Annotated in this window: 16 protein-coding genes; 6 read left to right on the top strand and 10 right to left on the bottom strand. The window is 43.7% G+C overall.

Annotated elements, in window-relative coordinates; genetic code table 11:
• The first annotated feature begins 72 nt into the window (after nucleotides 1-72).
• The gene (gene splB, locus J2736_RS02540) at nucleotides 73-1,134 is read left to right on the top strand and encodes a spore photoproduct lyase (protein WP_310223231.1); all 1,062 of its coding nucleotides are present in this window, start codon (nucleotides 73-75) and stop codon (nucleotides 1,132-1,134) included.
• 3 nt (nucleotides 1,135-1,137) lie between these two features.
• On the opposite strand, the gene J2736_RS02535 is transcribed toward splB, so the two are convergent.
• The 8 genes from J2736_RS02535 to J2736_RS02500 form a co-directional block, all read right to left on the bottom strand.
• Complete coding sequence (locus J2736_RS02535) at nucleotides 1,138-1,851, bottom strand: cytochrome c biogenesis CcdA family protein (protein WP_310223229.1); 714 nt, start codon at nucleotides 1,849-1,851, stop codon at nucleotides 1,138-1,140.
• Between the two features lie 3 nt (nucleotides 1,852-1,854).
• Nucleotides 1,855-2,655 carry a metal ABC transporter permease gene (locus J2736_RS02530; RefSeq protein WP_310223227.1) on the bottom strand — a complete coding sequence of 267 codons (801 nt, stop codon included), beginning with the start codon at nucleotides 2,653-2,655 and terminating at the stop codon, nucleotides 1,855-1,857.
• 53 nt (nucleotides 2,656-2,708) lie between these two features.
• The gene (locus J2736_RS02525) at nucleotides 2,709-3,488 is read right to left on the bottom strand and encodes a metal ABC transporter ATP-binding protein (protein ID WP_310223224.1); all 780 of its coding nucleotides are present in this window, start codon (nucleotides 3,486-3,488) and stop codon (nucleotides 2,709-2,711) included.
• 23 nt (nucleotides 3,489-3,511) lie between these two features.
• Entirely contained in the window at nucleotides 3,512-4,426 is a 915-nt protein-coding gene (locus J2736_RS02520; protein ID WP_310223222.1) for a metal ABC transporter substrate-binding protein, read from the bottom strand.
• A gap of 171 nt (nucleotides 4,427-4,597) precedes the next feature.
• Nucleotides 4,598-5,020 (bottom strand): hypothetical protein, encoded by a 423-nt coding sequence (locus J2736_RS02515; protein WP_310223220.1) that lies wholly within the window; start codon nucleotides 5,018-5,020, stop codon nucleotides 4,598-4,600.
• Between the two features lie 120 nt (nucleotides 5,021-5,140).
• Nucleotides 5,141-7,144 carry a methionine--tRNA ligase gene (gene metG, locus J2736_RS02510; protein ID WP_310223218.1) on the bottom strand — a complete coding sequence of 668 codons (2,004 nt, stop codon included), beginning with the start codon at nucleotides 7,142-7,144 and terminating at the stop codon, nucleotides 5,141-5,143.
• Between the two features lie 406 nt (nucleotides 7,145-7,550).
• Nucleotides 7,551-7,775 carry a membrane protein insertion efficiency factor YidD gene (gene yidD / locus J2736_RS02505; protein WP_310223216.1) on the bottom strand — a complete coding sequence of 75 codons (225 nt, stop codon included), beginning with the start codon at nucleotides 7,773-7,775 and terminating at the stop codon, nucleotides 7,551-7,553.
• A 91-nt stretch (nucleotides 7,776-7,866) separates the two neighbouring features.
• Complete coding sequence (locus J2736_RS02500; protein WP_310223215.1) at nucleotides 7,867-8,451, bottom strand: transposase; 585 nt, start codon at nucleotides 8,449-8,451, stop codon at nucleotides 7,867-7,869.
• Between the two features lie 605 nt (nucleotides 8,452-9,056).
• Here J2736_RS02500 and J2736_RS02495 point away from each other — a divergent pair.
• The 3 genes from J2736_RS02495 (at nucleotide 9,057) to J2736_RS02485 (ending at nucleotide 12,305) form a co-directional block, all read left to right on the top strand.
• Nucleotides 9,057-9,698, top strand: coding sequence for a DsbA family oxidoreductase (locus J2736_RS02495; RefSeq protein WP_310223212.1), 642 nt, complete (start codon nucleotides 9,057-9,059; stop codon nucleotides 9,696-9,698).
• A gap of 75 nt (nucleotides 9,699-9,773) precedes the next feature.
• Nucleotides 9,774-11,867, top strand: a complete 2,094-nt coding sequence (locus tag J2736_RS02490) for an LTA synthase family protein (RefSeq protein WP_310223210.1) — start codon at nucleotides 9,774-9,776, stop codon at nucleotides 11,865-11,867.
• Nucleotides 11,868-11,927: 60 nt separating this feature from the next.
• Nucleotides 11,928-12,305 (top strand): YmaF family protein, encoded by a 378-nt coding sequence (locus J2736_RS02485; RefSeq protein WP_310223208.1) that lies wholly within the window; start codon nucleotides 11,928-11,930, stop codon nucleotides 12,303-12,305.
• A 1-nt stretch (nucleotide 12,306) separates the two neighbouring features.
• Here the strand turns inward: J2736_RS02485 and J2736_RS02480 are convergent, their stop codons facing one another.
• Both J2736_RS02480 and J2736_RS02475 read right to left on the bottom strand, forming a co-directional pair.
• A complete protein-coding gene (locus tag J2736_RS02480; RefSeq protein WP_310223206.1) occupies nucleotides 12,307-13,284 on the bottom strand; it encodes an aldose 1-epimerase in 978 nt (325 codons plus the stop codon).
• Nucleotides 13,285-13,297: 13 nt separating this feature from the next.
• On the bottom strand, nucleotides 13,298-14,221 hold the full coding sequence (locus J2736_RS02475) for a CPBP family intramembrane glutamic endopeptidase (protein WP_310223204.1): 924 nt from the start codon (nucleotides 14,219-14,221) through the stop codon (nucleotides 13,298-13,300).
• Nucleotides 14,222-14,367: 146 nt separating this feature from the next.
• On the opposite strand from J2736_RS02475, the gene J2736_RS02470 reads away from it, so the two are divergent.
• The gene (locus tag J2736_RS02470) at nucleotides 14,368-15,717 is read left to right on the top strand and encodes a sensor histidine kinase (protein WP_310223202.1); all 1,350 of its coding nucleotides are present in this window, start codon (nucleotides 14,368-14,370) and stop codon (nucleotides 15,715-15,717) included.
• 26 nt (nucleotides 15,718-15,743) lie between these two features.
• A complete protein-coding gene (locus tag J2736_RS02465) occupies nucleotides 15,744-16,433 on the top strand; it encodes a response regulator transcription factor (protein WP_310223200.1) in 690 nt (229 codons plus the stop codon).
• Nucleotides 16,434-16,463: the final 30 nt, after the last annotated feature.

Below are 16,463 nucleotides of genomic sequence, written 5' to 3'. Positions count from 1 at the left end.
ATGTTTCCTTAGCACATCTCTTTGGCACACTAAAATAATAGTTTGTTATCCAGCAATGTGAAGGAGGCCCTTATGGCTACAGAATTGCTTACGAGACCTCAACCCAGTACGACCATTTTCGTACCAGAGCTTGTTTATTTTGAACCAGATGCCTTGAATTATCCGAAAGGTAAGCAGATTTATGAATGGGCGAAGCAAGAAGGCCTCGAGATTCATATGACGACGTCCCATAATCAAATCCGCGATTTGCCTGGCGAAACTGAACTAGATAAATATCGGATTGCTAAGCGAACGTTAGTCGTCGGTATACGAAAAACTTTAAAATTCGAGACTTCCAAGCCGTCTGCCGAGTATGCAATTCCTATTGCTACAGGCTGTATGGGACATTGCCATTATTGCTATTTACAAACAACCATGGGTGCCAAGCCTTATATCCGTGTCTATGTCAACATCGACGATATCCTCGGGGCAGCTAAGCGTTATATTGAAGAACGGGAGCCAGAAATCACACGTTTCGAAGCCGCGTGCACCTCAGACCCTGTAGGGCTTGAACATATTTCAGGCTCGCTAAAACAATTAATCGAGTTTATGGGTGAGCAAGAGCACGGTCGTCTACGGTTTGTCACGAAGTATCATCATGTTGAGCCTTTGTTAGATGCAAAACATAACAAGCATACCCGTTTTCGCTTTAGTGTGAATGCCGACTATGTTATTAAAAACTTCGAGCCCGGCACGTCTCGATTTCATGAGAGAATTGAAGCGGCAGGCAAAGTAGCCAAGGCCGGATATCCGCTTGGTTTTATCATTGCTCCAATCATTTGGCATGAAGGCTGGGAAGATGGCTACGCTACGTTACTTGAGAAGCTGTACAATACCCTTCCAACAGAAGCTACGGAAGATCTTACCTTTGAAATGATTCAGCATCGATTCACGAAAACAGCGAAGAATATTATCGAGAAGCGTTACCCGAAGACGAAGCTAGAAATGGATGAAGAGAAACGAAAATACAAATGGGGTAAATACGGGAAAGGTAAATATGTATACAAAGATGAACAAGCTATCGCATTGAGAGAATTTATCACGGAACAAATTTTCGAAAAATTCCCTCAAGCGAAAATTGAATACTTTACTTGATTCTTAAAATTTCAAGAAATCCGGTGTTATGGAATTCAACCAAAGTGTAATTTGTGTCATTTTACCACTATAGAGAAGAATAGCGATAACGATCATCAACCCGCCACCGATTTTCATCAGCAGGTTAGAGTAACGTAGAATCCATTTGGTTGAACCGATGAAAAAGGAGAGAACGAAGAAAGGAATTGCAAATCCGAGTGAATAGGCTGTGGTTAGTTGAACCCACGTTCCTGGCTCTGTTGCCGCTAAAGCAAGAATAGCTGAAAGAATTGGACCAACGCAAGGAGACCAGCCGGCAGCAAAGCCCATCCCTACAAAGACTGAGCCCACGTAGCCGGCTGGACGAAATTTAATCGCCAATTTGCGTTCTTTCATTAACCATTGCGGTTGAAAAATACCGAGTAAAAAAAGTCCCATTACGAATATTAAAAGGGCAGCGATTTGGCGAAGCAAGTCACGATAGTCAATAAAGAAGCTGCCAACAAAGCCTGCAGTCAACCCTAGTGCGTAAAAAATGATTGAGAACCCCACAATAAAACTTAACGTGTGCAGCATCGTTTGACGTCTAACTTGTGCAGTAGTTCTCCCTGACTTCAGTTCACTGACAGAAATACCTGTTATGTAGGATAAGAACGATGGGTATAACGGCAAACAACAAGGTGAAATGAAAGAAGCTATTCCCGCCCAAAGGGCGATCCATACATTTACGGAATCCATGCTTTATATCCTCAATCCTCTTTTTAAGATAATCCCTATTAAAATAGCGATGAGGCTCAGTACAACCGTCCCTCCTGGTGCTAGATCCCATACCCCAGCAACAACTAGACCAACGATTACGGCAATTTCAGAGAACAAAATCGCTAAGAAAACGGAATGTTTGAAACTACGAGCAAGTAATAAGCTGCATGCAACCGGAATCGTTAACAAAGAAGACACTAATAGTGCTCCTACAATTTTGATTGCAACAGAAATAACAAGCGCCGTCAGCATCGTAATCATCATATTATAAAACTTCAAAGGAAGTCCACTTACGCTCGCTGCATCCTCGTCAAAAAACATCAAGAAAAACTCTTTGAAATGAAAAGCAATGACACCGATAACTAGCACACAAACCACTAAGACCACCCATAAATCCGTGGAATCAAGCGTGTAGATACTGCCGAACAAGTAACTCATTACATTCATATTAAAGCCTTTGCCTAAGGTAAAAAGAAGCGTAGCCAGCGCGACGCCGCCAGACATGATAATGGCTATGGAAAGCTCTGCATAGGTTTTATAAGCCTTGCGTAGTCGCTCAATAGCAAATGAGGCAAGTAAAGCAAAGACAAGTCCTACCCCTAACGGGTACACATTGATTAAAAAGCCTAATGCTACACCAGCGATTGAAACATGTGCGAGCGTGTCCCCAATCATAGATAACCGTCTTAGAACAAGAAAAACGCCCATTAATGGCGCTGTTAGCCCGATCAATATCCCACCAATTAATGCACGTTGAAAAAAATACTCTGTAAATATGTCCAAATTGTCCGCTCCTTAAAGTTTTCCAAAGGAAAACTGACTTCGTAAGCATAACCTTACTGAACTCCGATCATCTCTCGAATCTGGCCGAGTGAATGCGTTAAATTCGTCTCACGGCAATCCTCGGGATCATGGGTATGCTTCACATAAAACTTGATGCCGCCACTTAATTGTTGGGGCTCTGTTCCCAGATATGACTGAATCATGTCCATATCATGAGATACCATAATGAAGGTCATATGATGATGTTGATGCATATGTTTAATCATTCGAAAGAAACCGATCTGCGTTTCAGCATCAATCCCTACCGTAGGCTCATCTAGGATGAGCAGCTCAGGATTGTTCACAATAGCGCGAGCTAAGAAGGCTCGCTGCTGCTGGCCACCAGAGAGCTGACCTATACGCCGGTCAGCTAAATCCTCGATGCGCATTGCCAGCATCGCGTCTTCTGCTTTTTGCTGATCAGCTTTAGATAATCGGCGATAGACGTTTTTCTTCGTATACATGCCAGAAAGCACGACTTCCCTTACAGTCGCAGGGAATAATGGATTAAAGGCATTCTTTTGTGGAACGTAGCCGATCCGCTCCCAGTCCTTGAATTGACTCAAAGGCCGGTCAAACAAACGGATTTCACCACTTGTTGGTTTCAACAAGCCAACCAGCATTTTCAGAAGTGTCGTTTTACCAGCGCCATTGGAACCAATCACGCCAACAAAATCACGTTCAGACACATCAAACTGAAGATTGTTAATCACGGTCTTATTTTCGTAGGCAAATGATACTTGATCGATTGAAACAATCTTCTGATGGCATAACATACTTTTATTAATCTCCATCTGGGTTACTCCTGACTAACTAATTATTGTAATGCGAGGACTAGATTTTTCAAATTTTTGTCCATAATCGAGATATAATCTTCTCCCGCTTCTTGCTGTTCTTTCGTAAGACCCTCAAGCGGATTAAGTACTAACGTACCGACCTTTGCATCTTTCGCTAACGTCTTTGCCAACTTATCCGATACAAGCTCTTCAAAGAAAATATACTTGAGATTATGATCTCTTATAAAGGTATTGATTTGCTTTAGATCCTGTGCCGTTGGCTCGGCCTCTGGTGATAAACCCATGATAGACATTTGAGTCAAGCCGTAGTCTCTACATAGATATGCAAATGCATGGTGAGATACAGCAATTTCTTTTTTAGCCGTTTGAGCAAGTTCTTTTTTGAATCTTCCATCTAATTCTGATAGTTTAGCGCTATAAGTCTGATAGTTTTTCTCATACGCTTCTTTGTGCGCAGGGTCCGCTTCAATTAAAGCTGTTTTAATATTATTAGCCATTTTCTGTGCATTTAACGGGCTTAACCAAGCATGTGGGTCAAATTCTTTTTTATTTTCATCTGTTGTGATCAAATTAGCACCTTGACTCGCTTCCACGACACGAACAGTCGCTTGGCTTGAAAGGCTTCCAAGAAAATCTTTCACCCAACCTTCAAAGCCAGCACCTTGGTAGACAAAGATTTGAGCACCCGACATATTTTTAATATCTCTGCTCTTTGGAGACCAATCATGTGGTTCAACACCTGCAGGGACAAGATTAATAACATTGACATAATCGCCGCCAATTTGCTTCGTGAAATCATACAAGGGATAAAAACTAGTTACCACGTTCACTTTACCTTCTACTAATCCCTGCTTCGAGCTACTACATCCCGCGATGCAACAAGCAACGATCACCAATAAAACTATGTAGATAAAATGCTTAGCATGTTTTTTCATGATACTAACACCCACTCTAAATCGTAATTTTTTTTATTAACGTTTTGATTATACGAGGTGAGTTTATCTAAGTCAATATATCTAGAAAGGAAAGTCAAAAAAGCCTGCTGCATTGTTCACAGCATGGCCATTTCTAAATTGACTATGATTTTTTACAAGACCTAGCATGTGTTATTCCTCTTCAGAGCCCCCAGAATCCCCTGAACCACCTGATTCATCAGAACCTTGAGAATCGTCGTTTGTTGAGCCTGAATCATCTGAGCCGTCTTGTTCTTTTTTAGCTTCCTTGGCTTTCTGCTTTTCCTCTCCGCTACCTTTTGTTGGCTTGTCTGCCTGTTCTTTCAACTTTTTATAACGCTCTTCCGACTCCTTGATGAGTTTCACATCTTGCGCTTTTTGGTATTCGATGACTTCATTATACATCTGATACTGTTTTTTCAGTTCTTGATCAATCACACTTTCTTTACTTTTAGCTTCAGCCTCTTTCTTCTCTTCTTCCTTTTTCTTCGCGCCTCCACCGAATAACGAACAAGCAGTCAAAGTGATGATCAATATTGCTAAAGTTATCCCTTTTCCTATACGTCGTATAAGCATCTCATTCACTCCGTGGGTTAGTTTCCTTTAGCTTGCCCTTAGTTTATAAAAATACCCTCAACCACAAAAGACCCCTTCCCTAAAATAAAGGGAAAGGGTCATTCTTATGCGTTGGGGCTATTATTTGACAATTGCACCGTTCGGCATGGAATCCGGAACGGTTGCAAGCGTAAGCTGATCGCCATGTGAAGCGGCGAGAATCATCCCTTGCGACAGCTCGCCGCGCAGCTTGGCGGGCTTCAAGTTCGTGACGCAAATAACTTTGCGTCCTGCAAGATCATCCGGCGAGTAAAACTTCGCGATGCCGGATACGACTTGACGCTGCTCGTAGCCGAGATCGAGCTGCAGCTTGAGAAGCTTGTCGGCGCCTTTCACAGGCTCCGCCGAAATCACTTGTGCAACGCGCAGCTCCACCTTAGCGAAATCGTCGATGCCGATTTCTTCTTTGGGCTCCGGCGCGGGCACAGTTGCACTCGCAGCAGCCACGGCAGCTGCTGGCGCTTTAGGCTCGTCGGTGCTTTCAGCAGCACCGCCGCCCATTGCCTCGACGATATAGGCGACTTCTGCCGCTACGTCGAGTCTTGGGAACATCGGCTCTCCCTTTTGCACCTTGGTGCCGGTAGGGAGATGCCCGAAGGTCTGAACGCTCTCCCACGCAGTCAGGCGAGGTAAATCTTCCGTCGCAAGGCCAAGCTGCGCCCAGATTAGTTCTGGCGTCTTCGTCAAGAATGGACGAAGAAGTACAGATGAGATGCGCTGAGATTCAGCCAGCACATACATGACGGAGCCTAGCGTATCGCGCTTGGCTTCATCTTTCACCATCGACCACGGCTGCGTTTCGTCGATATATTTATTCGTGCGGCTGATCAACTGCCACACCGCGGAAAGCGCGATGGAGAACTCCATTTTCTCCATCGATTCTTCGTACTTCGTTACTGTCGTACGAACCGTCTCCAGAAGACTTTCATCAAACTCAGTAGCGCCAGGGACATAAGCTGGGATGTTACCAGCAAAATACTTATCGATCATCACAATCGTACGATTCAACAAATTGCCCAAATCATTAGCCAAGTCATGATTCACACGTTCCACGAAACTCTCTGGCGTAAACGTGCCGTCAGCTCCAAATGGTACTTCTCTCATCAAGTAATAGCGAAGCGCATCCAAACCATATCGGTCAATAAGCGTTACAGGATCTACAACATTACCTTTGGATTTGGACATTTTGCCATCCTTCATGAGCAGCCACCCATGCGCAAACACCTTTTTAGGTAATGGCAAATCTAACGCCATCAACATAATTGGCCAATAAATCGTATGGAAACGAACAATTTCTTTACTCATCAAGTGAACATCTGCTGGCCAGTATCTTTTAAAAATTGACTCATCATCTGACCCATAGCCAAGTGCAGTAATATAATTAGAAAGCGCATCGATCCAAACATAAATGACATGTTTCGGATCGCCAGGAACCTTAATACCCCAATCAAACGTCGTTCGTGAAACAGCCAAATCCTCTAAGCCTGGCTTTATAAAGTTATTGAGCATTTCATTCTTCCGTGATTCCGGTTGAATGAAGTCAGGGTTTTCTTCATAATACTGAACCAGTCTATCTGCATACTTGCTCATCCGGAAGAAATACGTTTGTTCCTTCATCTTCTCAACAGGACGACCACAATCCGGACATTTCCCATCAACTAATTTACTCTCAAGAAAAAACGATTCATCAGGAATACAATACCAACCTTCATACTCCCCTAAATATATATCCCCCTGATCAAGTAATCGCTGAAAAATCTTAGCAACTGCATCTTTATGACGATCCTCCGTTGTACGGATAAAATCATCATAGGAAATATCAAGTTTCGCCCACAGCTCTTTGATGCCGGACACGATATTATCAACAAAAGCTTGTGGCGTTGTACCTTTTTCTTGTGCTTTACGTTCAATTTTTTGTCCATGCTCGTCTGTACCCGTTAAATATCTAACATCATAACCTTGCAAACGTTTGTATCGAGCCATGGCATCACCAGCAACCGTTGAATACGCATGACCAATATGAAGCTTATCACTCGGGTAATAAATCGGCGTGGTAATGTAAAACGTTTTGGATTGTTCAGACATGATCCATTCCTCCATAACTATTAATAGAAAACACAAAAAACCCTCATCCATCTTGGGACGAGAGTTGAACTCACGCGGTACCACCCAGGTTCCCCCGCCTTTCACAAGCTCGGGGCTCAGTAAGTCTATTACGACTTGCCCATTAACGCTGGGACACGAGACCAGCTTACTCTCCGCATCATGGGTGTGAGATATACAAAACACACATGTACCGAGTAGCTCGAAGGTCTATTCTCCGGGACCATATTCCACACATGTTCCTATACCGGCTTTCACCTCACCCGGCTCTCTGTTCATAGGCATCTGAATGTACTTATCCGTTCATCGAAATCAACAATATTTAGCATCTTTAAGCACAATATATCGAAAAAAAGAGTCGCATGTCAAGCGGACAGATTTCTCTAAATTAATTTTTCTTCTTCACAGGCACATGGTCCACACCACCTGGATGAAAAGGATGGCATTTGCAAATTCGTTTTGCCGATAACCAAGAACCTTTCATAGGCCCGTGTACTTCAATTGCCTCAAGCGCATATTGTGAACAGGTTGGATAAAATCGACATGTAGGAGGCTTCAGTGGGGAAATAAACTTACGATAAAAATGGATGGGTGCAAGAAGTACCCGCTTCATCTGTAATCTCCTAATTCTTAAGTAAAATAGTTTCACTAACTATCTTGCCTGAAAATAGGAAACACGTCAAATGCAGCCCTTCCTTATTCCTTCATAACTGAAAACACTTTAAAAACGTCGTATATAAATGAATCGACACCAAGGACTTCAATAATAACTTCCTATTTATTTCAGATATTCTAGAAGCTAAATAAGTTGAGAACTCAAACTGATCCCGTATATTAACTTTAACGTTCGGAACAGAAATCTTAGGCTTCACCTCTTCAGATCTCGCAGCTTTTAGCTTACGAAAAGCCAGTAATCGATTTTCCTCAACTTGGAGTGCATAAGAAATCTTCTGGAGTAGCAGCTTCGCACTCCTATAGTTAATTTGTAAAGTTGCGGATAGAGCATACGCTGTAACTTCCGCTCCAAATTCAAACAGCATCTGAATTGCTCTGAACCACGTTAACAAAGGTAATTTAGATTTATGCATAATCGTGCCGGCTGTAGTCGAAATTTGCATTCTGCACTCTTTGCACTCTAATAATCTGCGTGTTTGTATTTGAAAAGCTTCATGATGATCGCACCGCGGGCAGTGAAATCCATTTGACCATCGTATTTTCATGAGAAGCTCTTCACATTCTACTTCCGTATGACAAGCTGATGCTTCATTTACGATGGATTCAAATTTCATTTTCTCACCCTCCGCTCAGAACTTATGTTCTGTTTTTATTATAACAAACATATGTTCTATTGTAAATGTTTTTTCTATTTTTAGTATTTTTATCCAGACTCATTCAGAGACATCATTACGTTTCAGATTAAAATCTGTGACATATACAAGTCGGTTCTCTAGAACTGAAATTGTCCAAATGTCAAAACAAACATTGTAACAATTTCATGTGCATGATTATTCTTGGAGGGTTCCCCCCTTAAGAACAAGGCAGTCTTGTTTTAAGCAATTTGAGATAATCGGAAGTAAATGTTTCCAAAATCGCGACTTGTAGATATCACAGAAAATTGGGTTTCACGATGTACACCAACTCATTTGGAATATAATGTAAACTCCCTGAGGCTATAAATTTATAAACTGATAGAGTTAGGGTTGGGTTGGGTTGGGTTGGGTTGGGTTGCGTTGCGTTGGGTTGGGTTGGGTTGGGTTGCGTTGGGTTGCGTTGGGTTGCGTTGGACCGGTCGTAGTGACATTGAGCAGGTTTAGGTTATAATGTTGAATGGAGATGAATTGAGCAATTTGGACATTATTTTACTTTTATTTTGGATTGAAGGAGTTTATTCGAGATGAGAATTGAGATATTTCAGGACTTAGTGTGTCCTTGGTGCCGCATTGGGAAGAAGAATTTGATGGATGCCCTACAAAACTTCACTGCCGAACCTGTAGAGATTCATTATCGCGCTTATCAACTTGATCCTTACACACCGGCAGAAGGTGTGGATTTTGAGACGCTCATGCGTACTAAGTTTCGTGCGGATGAAGATAAACTGCAAGCGATGCTTCAACAAGTAACGCAGGCTGGACAAGCATCGGGATTACATTTTGATTTTTCAAAAGTTGCCAAAATGCCAAACACTTTAAAGGCGCACCAGCTTATTGCTATTGCTCCTAACGAAGTCAAAAAGGAGCTTGTTGACGAGCTGTTCAAAGCTTATTTTGAAGATGGAAAAGATATCGGTGATGTGGACTTCCTGCTAGAAGTTGCAGGTCGCCTAGGCATGGATCCGCAGCAAACACGCCTCCGTTTAGTCGCTAAGGAAGGCTTGGAAGGGGTTGAAGATGACCTTGAATTTGCCAGCCAAGCTGGTGTAACAGGTGTTCCTTTCTTCGTTGTTAACCGTAAATATGCATTAACCGGTGCCCAACCTGCAACAACGTTTCTTCAAGCTTTGGAACAAATTAGTGCTGAAAGCAAGAACGAAGCATGATCGAAGATTGCCTATCGCCCGGCATCTCCATTAGGAGAGTCGGGTTTTTATAAGCTAATCAAAGGAGTTTTACAGATGTCTACTTTACTTAAGGTGCTCAAGCAGGTGCCTACTCGCATAATGATTGTAATTCTTCCTTTCATTTTGATGATTATGGTTGAATTTTTGGAAAGGGGCTCCTACAAAGAGCTGCACCATTGGATCACTACTTATCCTTTTGCTATGGTGCTTGCTTATTTTGTTGTTGGGGCTTTGTATTTGTTACTTATTGCAGTGACGGGGCGCACTCGGCTCTCATTCTGGCTCTTGAGTGCTGTTTTATTACCTCTCGGAGCGATTAGCGGCAGCAAGTTAAAGGCGATTGGTTCGCCCTACTATCCATGGGATCTTTATTTTAATAATCAGCTTATGGAGTATGAGAAGTTTTTGAATGGTTATTTAAATAACCGGATTATTGGTTATACGTTACTATTTATCATGGTTGTGGGAATTTTGTTTCATCTTGTATTGCGTAAGCATAAGATTCGGTTTAACTGGATTGAACGCACTATTTACGGTGTAATCGCGCTTGTCATGGCGACCAGTTTGTATATGGATAAACCAATTTCATTTACAAAACTTTATGGGATGTACACGGTACCTTGGGATCAAACGATTACGTATGACGAGAATGGTTATCTGTACTCATCTGTCCAGATGCTTAACTTTCTTAATGTGAAGAAGCCTGATGGCTATAGTAAAAAAGCGGTCACTGGTTTAATAGATCAGATCCCGGATAAACTAGCTGCGAGTGATAAAAAACCGAATATAATCGTTTTGTTGGGTGAATCTTTTTTCGACCCGACAACGATGAAAAACGTAACATTCAGCCGCGATCCGATTCCGCATTTGCATGAGCTTCAGAAAAAATTCACCGGCGGTCAAATGTTATCTCCACAATTCGGCGGGAGTACAGCTAATGTTGAATTTGAGGTGCTTTCGGGGAATTCAATGCGATTTTTCGGGAAATCACCGGATAAGATCATTCCTTATATCGAATATATGAATCACGGAGTAGATTCCTTGGCGAGCATTACAACAAGGCAAGGCTATACAGCAACAGCGATAAACCCATTCTTTAGTTATTTTTTCGATAGTAGAAAGGTGTATAAGCATTTCGGTTTTTCGAGATTTATTTCGAGTGAGTATTTCCCAAATGATTTCTCAGGACCGAATTATGCGGATCATGCTGTTGTGAACAAAATTATTGAGGAAACTGAAAAAAGCAGCGGGCCTGATTTCGTTTTTGCCAACACAATGGAAAATCACCACCCTTATCCTCCTGGAAAGTTCAGCAAGAATACGATTCAGGTTACGGGTGATATATCTGCAGAATCGAAGAGCATTCTAGAAACTTATGCGCAAGGCATCACTGCAACTGACCAGGCCCTGCAATCCCTTGTTGATTATTTCTCAAAAAAATCAGAGCCGACGATCATTTTATTTTTCGGAGACCACTTTCCGTTTTTTGAAGAAGACTACAAAGTATATCGTGATGCCAAATATGTGCTTCCTAACGATCCTGATCTATATACGAAGACGCATTACACGCCGTTTGTGATCTGGAATAATTTTGTGCCATCCGATCAAGAGAAGTTGGATCTGAAATCAAGCCCCTCTTTTTTGGGACCGATGCTGCTGCATTTGGCAGGTATAAAGGGCAGCTATTATACGGATTATTTGTATGAGTTATCCAAGAAAATCCCTGTCATTCCGCCACAAGACATGTGGTCGACATATGGTATTCAAGAGAGTGATCTCGAAGGTTACCAAAAGTTGCAGTATGATAACCTCTTTGGAGGCCGATATGGCTACGAAGCTAAAGGCTACAAGGACACGATCGTTCAGCCTGCTTATACGCTTGGGTACGGTGATCCTGTAATTTCAAAGGTCACTAAGGCTGAGAATAAAATTCTGGTGACGGGTTCTCCCTTCTTTTCGTCTTGTAATGTGTATATTGACGGGACAGAAATGAAATCAAATTTTGATGGTAAAGATACACTCTATGTTGATTTAACAACGAATCCTGCTCTAGAAGCAGGTAAACTCCATCAAGTTGAAGTACGTGTATATGATGATAAAAAGATGAAAATTGGTCAATCCAATCTATATCCACTCCCATCGTCATGACAAAAGCCCCCTATGAATAGGATGAAAGATATCCTACGCTTAGGGGGCTTTTGTGCAGTGATGTTCATTCCACCCGCTCATGTTCACTTCTTCACGACCGTGACTTCGGAAGAACTGGGGCACCACCATCTTTTGCGGCTGTACACCTTCAACGTGAACGGTACGTCATACGACCAGCACGTTCATCAATACCAAGGTATTTCCGGCATTAAGTACGGGCATTACCATGCATTCTATGGCCTCACGGGACCACCTATTGCATTAGCAAACGGGAGTCATATTCATTTACTGCAAGGTCTCTTGGACCAAAATCTTTATAACACGAGTAGAAGAGGCGCTCTAGTGAAATCTGCTCAAATGGAAGGGCTTATTAAGCAGTTGCATCAGCATGCTTATCAAGGCTATTCCTCTCCGGGATTCGGCTATGAACCCTGGTGACTTACATCTTCTGAATATGAATAGCCCAACTAAAGGTGAAAGTTGCTCCTGGCTGAAGTGCTTGAGCACCTGACAGTTCCGCTGGGAATGTTTCATTGAACACGTTCATGATGCTTGTGTATGGTTCCAGTGAAACTGCGTTCGTCCATGGCGCAGTGAATAGTACGTGAATCGGAAATTTATCTCCCATCTCGAAGATAAGCTTCGTCCCTCGTGCCGCATAGGCGATCTCACATACTTGCGGCCCAGGCGCGATGCTGAACATCTGTGAGCCACCCGGATACTCAGGTAGCGACGACACCGTCTCGCCCTTCTGCAAGGCCGCTGTGAGCGCTGTCGGCACGGGTACATCTGCCGCGAACCCACCCGCGGTAAGCGGCCATTCTGCAGCCGCGGGAATGGTTACCCGCACGCGGTCTGCTTCGCCCTCCGCGAACGCGAAGTACGGGTGAAAGCCAAGCGACAGCGGCATGGTCTCGCCGCCACGGTTGGCAATTTCACCGCTGAGCGACAGCGTACCGTCCTTCAGACGGTACGTAAAGCGGAAGCATGCGGCGTGTGGAAAATACGCCAGCATGTCCGGCGTCTCCGCGATGTCAAACTCCGCGGAGACATAAGCCCCGCCAGCCGCGTCCGCGCCGCTGGCGACGACCTTCCACGGCCGCTCGCGCAGCTGGCCGTGGGCGTGATGAGGCTCCCTGTTCATCGGGAGCCGGTATTCGCGGCCACCGAAGGTGAAGGCCGCGTTGTTGACGCGCCCCGGCGGGAACAGAATGGGCACGCCGTAGCGCGAGGAATTGACGCGAAGCTCCGACAAGTCGTCGGGCTTCGCGATGTAGCTCTCGTTCCGCACATCGAAGCGGAACAGGTGAAAGCCGACGGCCGGAATAATTTCGGCCACGGCCTCTGCTTGATGGTCGACGAGTTTGAGCGTCGACTCCCCTTCCCACTCACTATGTATAAGTTCATACTGACTCATTGGTAAATCCTCCTTAAGGCAAATTGTGATGTTTGTTAATTTGAACTGTTTTGTTAAACCGTATGCGGGTTTGATAATAGTTATAAATCATTATGATCCCAAGTACAAGAATAACGCTTGTGATTAGACTTCCCTCTGCCCCAAATGCTCCACCAGATACAACCAGCGCACCTTCGGTTTCTGTCGTTATGAACGACGTCATGGGAATGCCCGATACGTCAAATCCAAATACACAGCCTTGCATGAAATTCCAAGCTAAATGCAGGCCTATTGGCATCCATAGACTGCCCGTAAACTCACGGCATAAGCCCATCAAAAGTCCAGCTAACAAGATATTGATAAATGGAAATGGCGTACCCCACATCCCCGGATTAAAACTATGCAGCAAGGCAAATACAATCGTCGATACGCCAACGGCAACCTTTGGACCAAAGCGATGTTTCACGATACCTTGTAAATAACCGCGTGCAAAAAGCTCCTCATTAAGCGCTACGCCAACAAAAAGTAAAAAGCTTCCCCCAATCGCATGTGCCTTCGTCAAGCTCAGATCCATGTTCACGATTCGAATGCCACCGAACAACCATATCCCCATGCTGCTAATGGTAATCAGAGCAACTCCCCAAACGAAGCCTTCACTTAAACGACGGCCAAATTGCAAGGTATGCAGACCTAAAGACCAGCCTTTTTTCCTCTCAAAGATATAGAAAGAAAAATAAACTCCGCTTACAAAACCTACAATTTGTGCCCATAATGAACCTTTTATAAAAAATGAATCGCTGGTAACAGCCTCTAGACTGATAATGAGATCTGGATTTAATCGGACAGCTATAACAGCTGCAGCAATAGATAGTATGACCGTTATAACAATGATGAAAATAAGGGTTAATAGAACTTTGCCCACAATATGAAGGATAGGGAACGACTTTCGCTTCTTCATTTCAATAACTCTTCACTCCTCTCATTCCATTTCTATTCGTGAAACCCCATCCAAATCCTCCCATTTGCTTCAAAGGAAACTCTTGTGCAAACGATTACGCCATGCCACAATAGGACTATCAAACTGACGCTACGATGGAGGAACACATGCTTTTTGTCTTATTTGCTCTTTGGTTCATTGCATCAGGCTTGCTGATCGTGGATCCCACTTCGCGCACCATGCGATGGATGAGCGCAGTTGCATTTACTGGCGGATCGGGTGCATTAGCTGCCGTCATTTCCGCAGATGTCATGCCATATTTCCAACTCACAGCACCCAATCCGGCACTTAGCGCGTTCTTCTATCGTGTTATGAGCTCCTGCTCATTGCTTTCCTATTATGGCTTGCCGTATTCCTTTGCGATGCTAGCTATAGCCTATCACTCTACTTGGCAAAAGCCTCTCCTGCGAACTTGGCTGCCGCTAGGATTACTTATACCACCAATAGCTTGTTTGATTTTACTACCTGGTTACACCGAAGAAATGCCAATCGATTTCCGCGTCGTAGCGATTTGGGCATTCCCCTATATCCTAATTGGTTCTTTGTTGATTGTCCTCAAAAAAGAGCATTTGCCAGCGATGAAACGGACACATTTGTTCACCTGTCTTGCCTTGCTTCCGCCAATACTATGTGTCGGCGTACTCAACTATGTCATGCCTAGCTTTGGTTTTTATCGTTTGTGGATTTATCACGTGTGGATTCTAGCGTTTGTTGTGCCATTCTTTGTATTCACCTTTTTCAAATACGGATTTCTTGGAATTCGACTGCTTATTGAACGTCGTAAACTAGATTCCACCCTCCGCGCCATCACGTCAGGTACAGCTATTCTTAATCATGCAATCAAAAATGATGTAGGGAAAATGCGGCTCTTTTTAGAAAAAATGAAACAGCACGCCGTTGACACTGGGCAAAACGAACTCATTCAAGATATACACGTTGTAATGAACGCTTCTAGACACATTCAAGATATGATTAGTCGGGTGCATGAACAAACGCAAGAGCTGCCACTGCGCGTCTCACAAGTAAACGTACGTCAACTGATGATCGAGGTCATGGAGCCTCTCGCAGGCTACTTGGAAATGATTCAAGTTCAGCTAGATCTGCCTGAAAAACTCGAACTTCGCCTTGATCAGATACAAGTTGCGGAAACCTTAACGAACATCTTGATGAATGCGATAGAAGCGATGGACACTGGCGGACAACTATCAATTAAAGCTTTTATGAATAAAAAAAATATAGTTCTCGAAATCAAAGATACGGGGATCGGAATGGAAAAATCTGTGCTCAAACAAGCTGTGGAACCATTCTACACGACCAAAAGCAGCAAACGAAACAACTTTGGTCTGGGGCTTGCTTACTGCTACAGTGTTATGAAAAAACATGGAGGAAGCTTGGAAATGAGCAGCGAACCTGGTAAAGGCACAAGTGTCTACCTAACGTTTCCTGGGCAGAGATAAAGGATTAGTAGAGGGGAAGATTTCACATGGAAGCGATTCGTATACTGATTGTTGAAGATGATCTGGATTGGCTGCGCGGGCTTACTGACTATTTGAACCGGCAAGGGGATTTGACTGTCGTGGAGAGCAGATCTACAGCGGAGGAAGCGCAAGCCTTATTTCAACAATCCGCACCTTCGGCAGATGTCGTACTCATGGATATTATGCTGCAAAATGAACCTGCAGGCATCGGACTGGCGGAGCAAGCCTTTTTATCTTGGGGAGCAAAGGTTATTATGTTGACCTCGATGGAGGAGAAAGATTTCATCTTCCGATCCTTCCAAGCCGGGGCCATCGACTACCAAATCAAATCACGATTCGAGGAGCTCCCAGGTATCATTCGCGCGGCACATGCACGCCAATCCACAATAAATGCAGCAGTGGCAGAACAGATGCGTGAGGAGTTCCGCAGACTAAAGCGGCTGGAGCAGCAATTCAAGATCAAAGAAGTTCGTGATCTCATTACCCCAACCGAGCTTCAAGTGCTTGATATGATTGACCAGGGACATACCCAAACGGAGATTGCCAATCGGTTTTTTATTTCATTGCGAACGGTGAAAATCCATGTGGGGCATATTCTAAAAAAGTTGGGGAGTCCGAGCAGCAAGGATGCCGCTCAGCAGTTAAGAAATCTAGGCTTTTTTGAGCGTAGGCCTTCTAATAAAGATAAAGAGTAGGAAGAGAAGAAGGAGAAATCCCACTTCCCT

The sequence above is a fragment of the Paenibacillus qinlingensis genome (genome assembly GCF_031455095.1).
Classification (GTDB): Bacteria; Bacillota; Bacilli; order Paenibacillales; family NBRC-103111; genus Paenibacillus_E; species Paenibacillus_E qinlingensis_A.
This window is presented reverse-complemented; position numbering and strand designations above follow the sequence as displayed.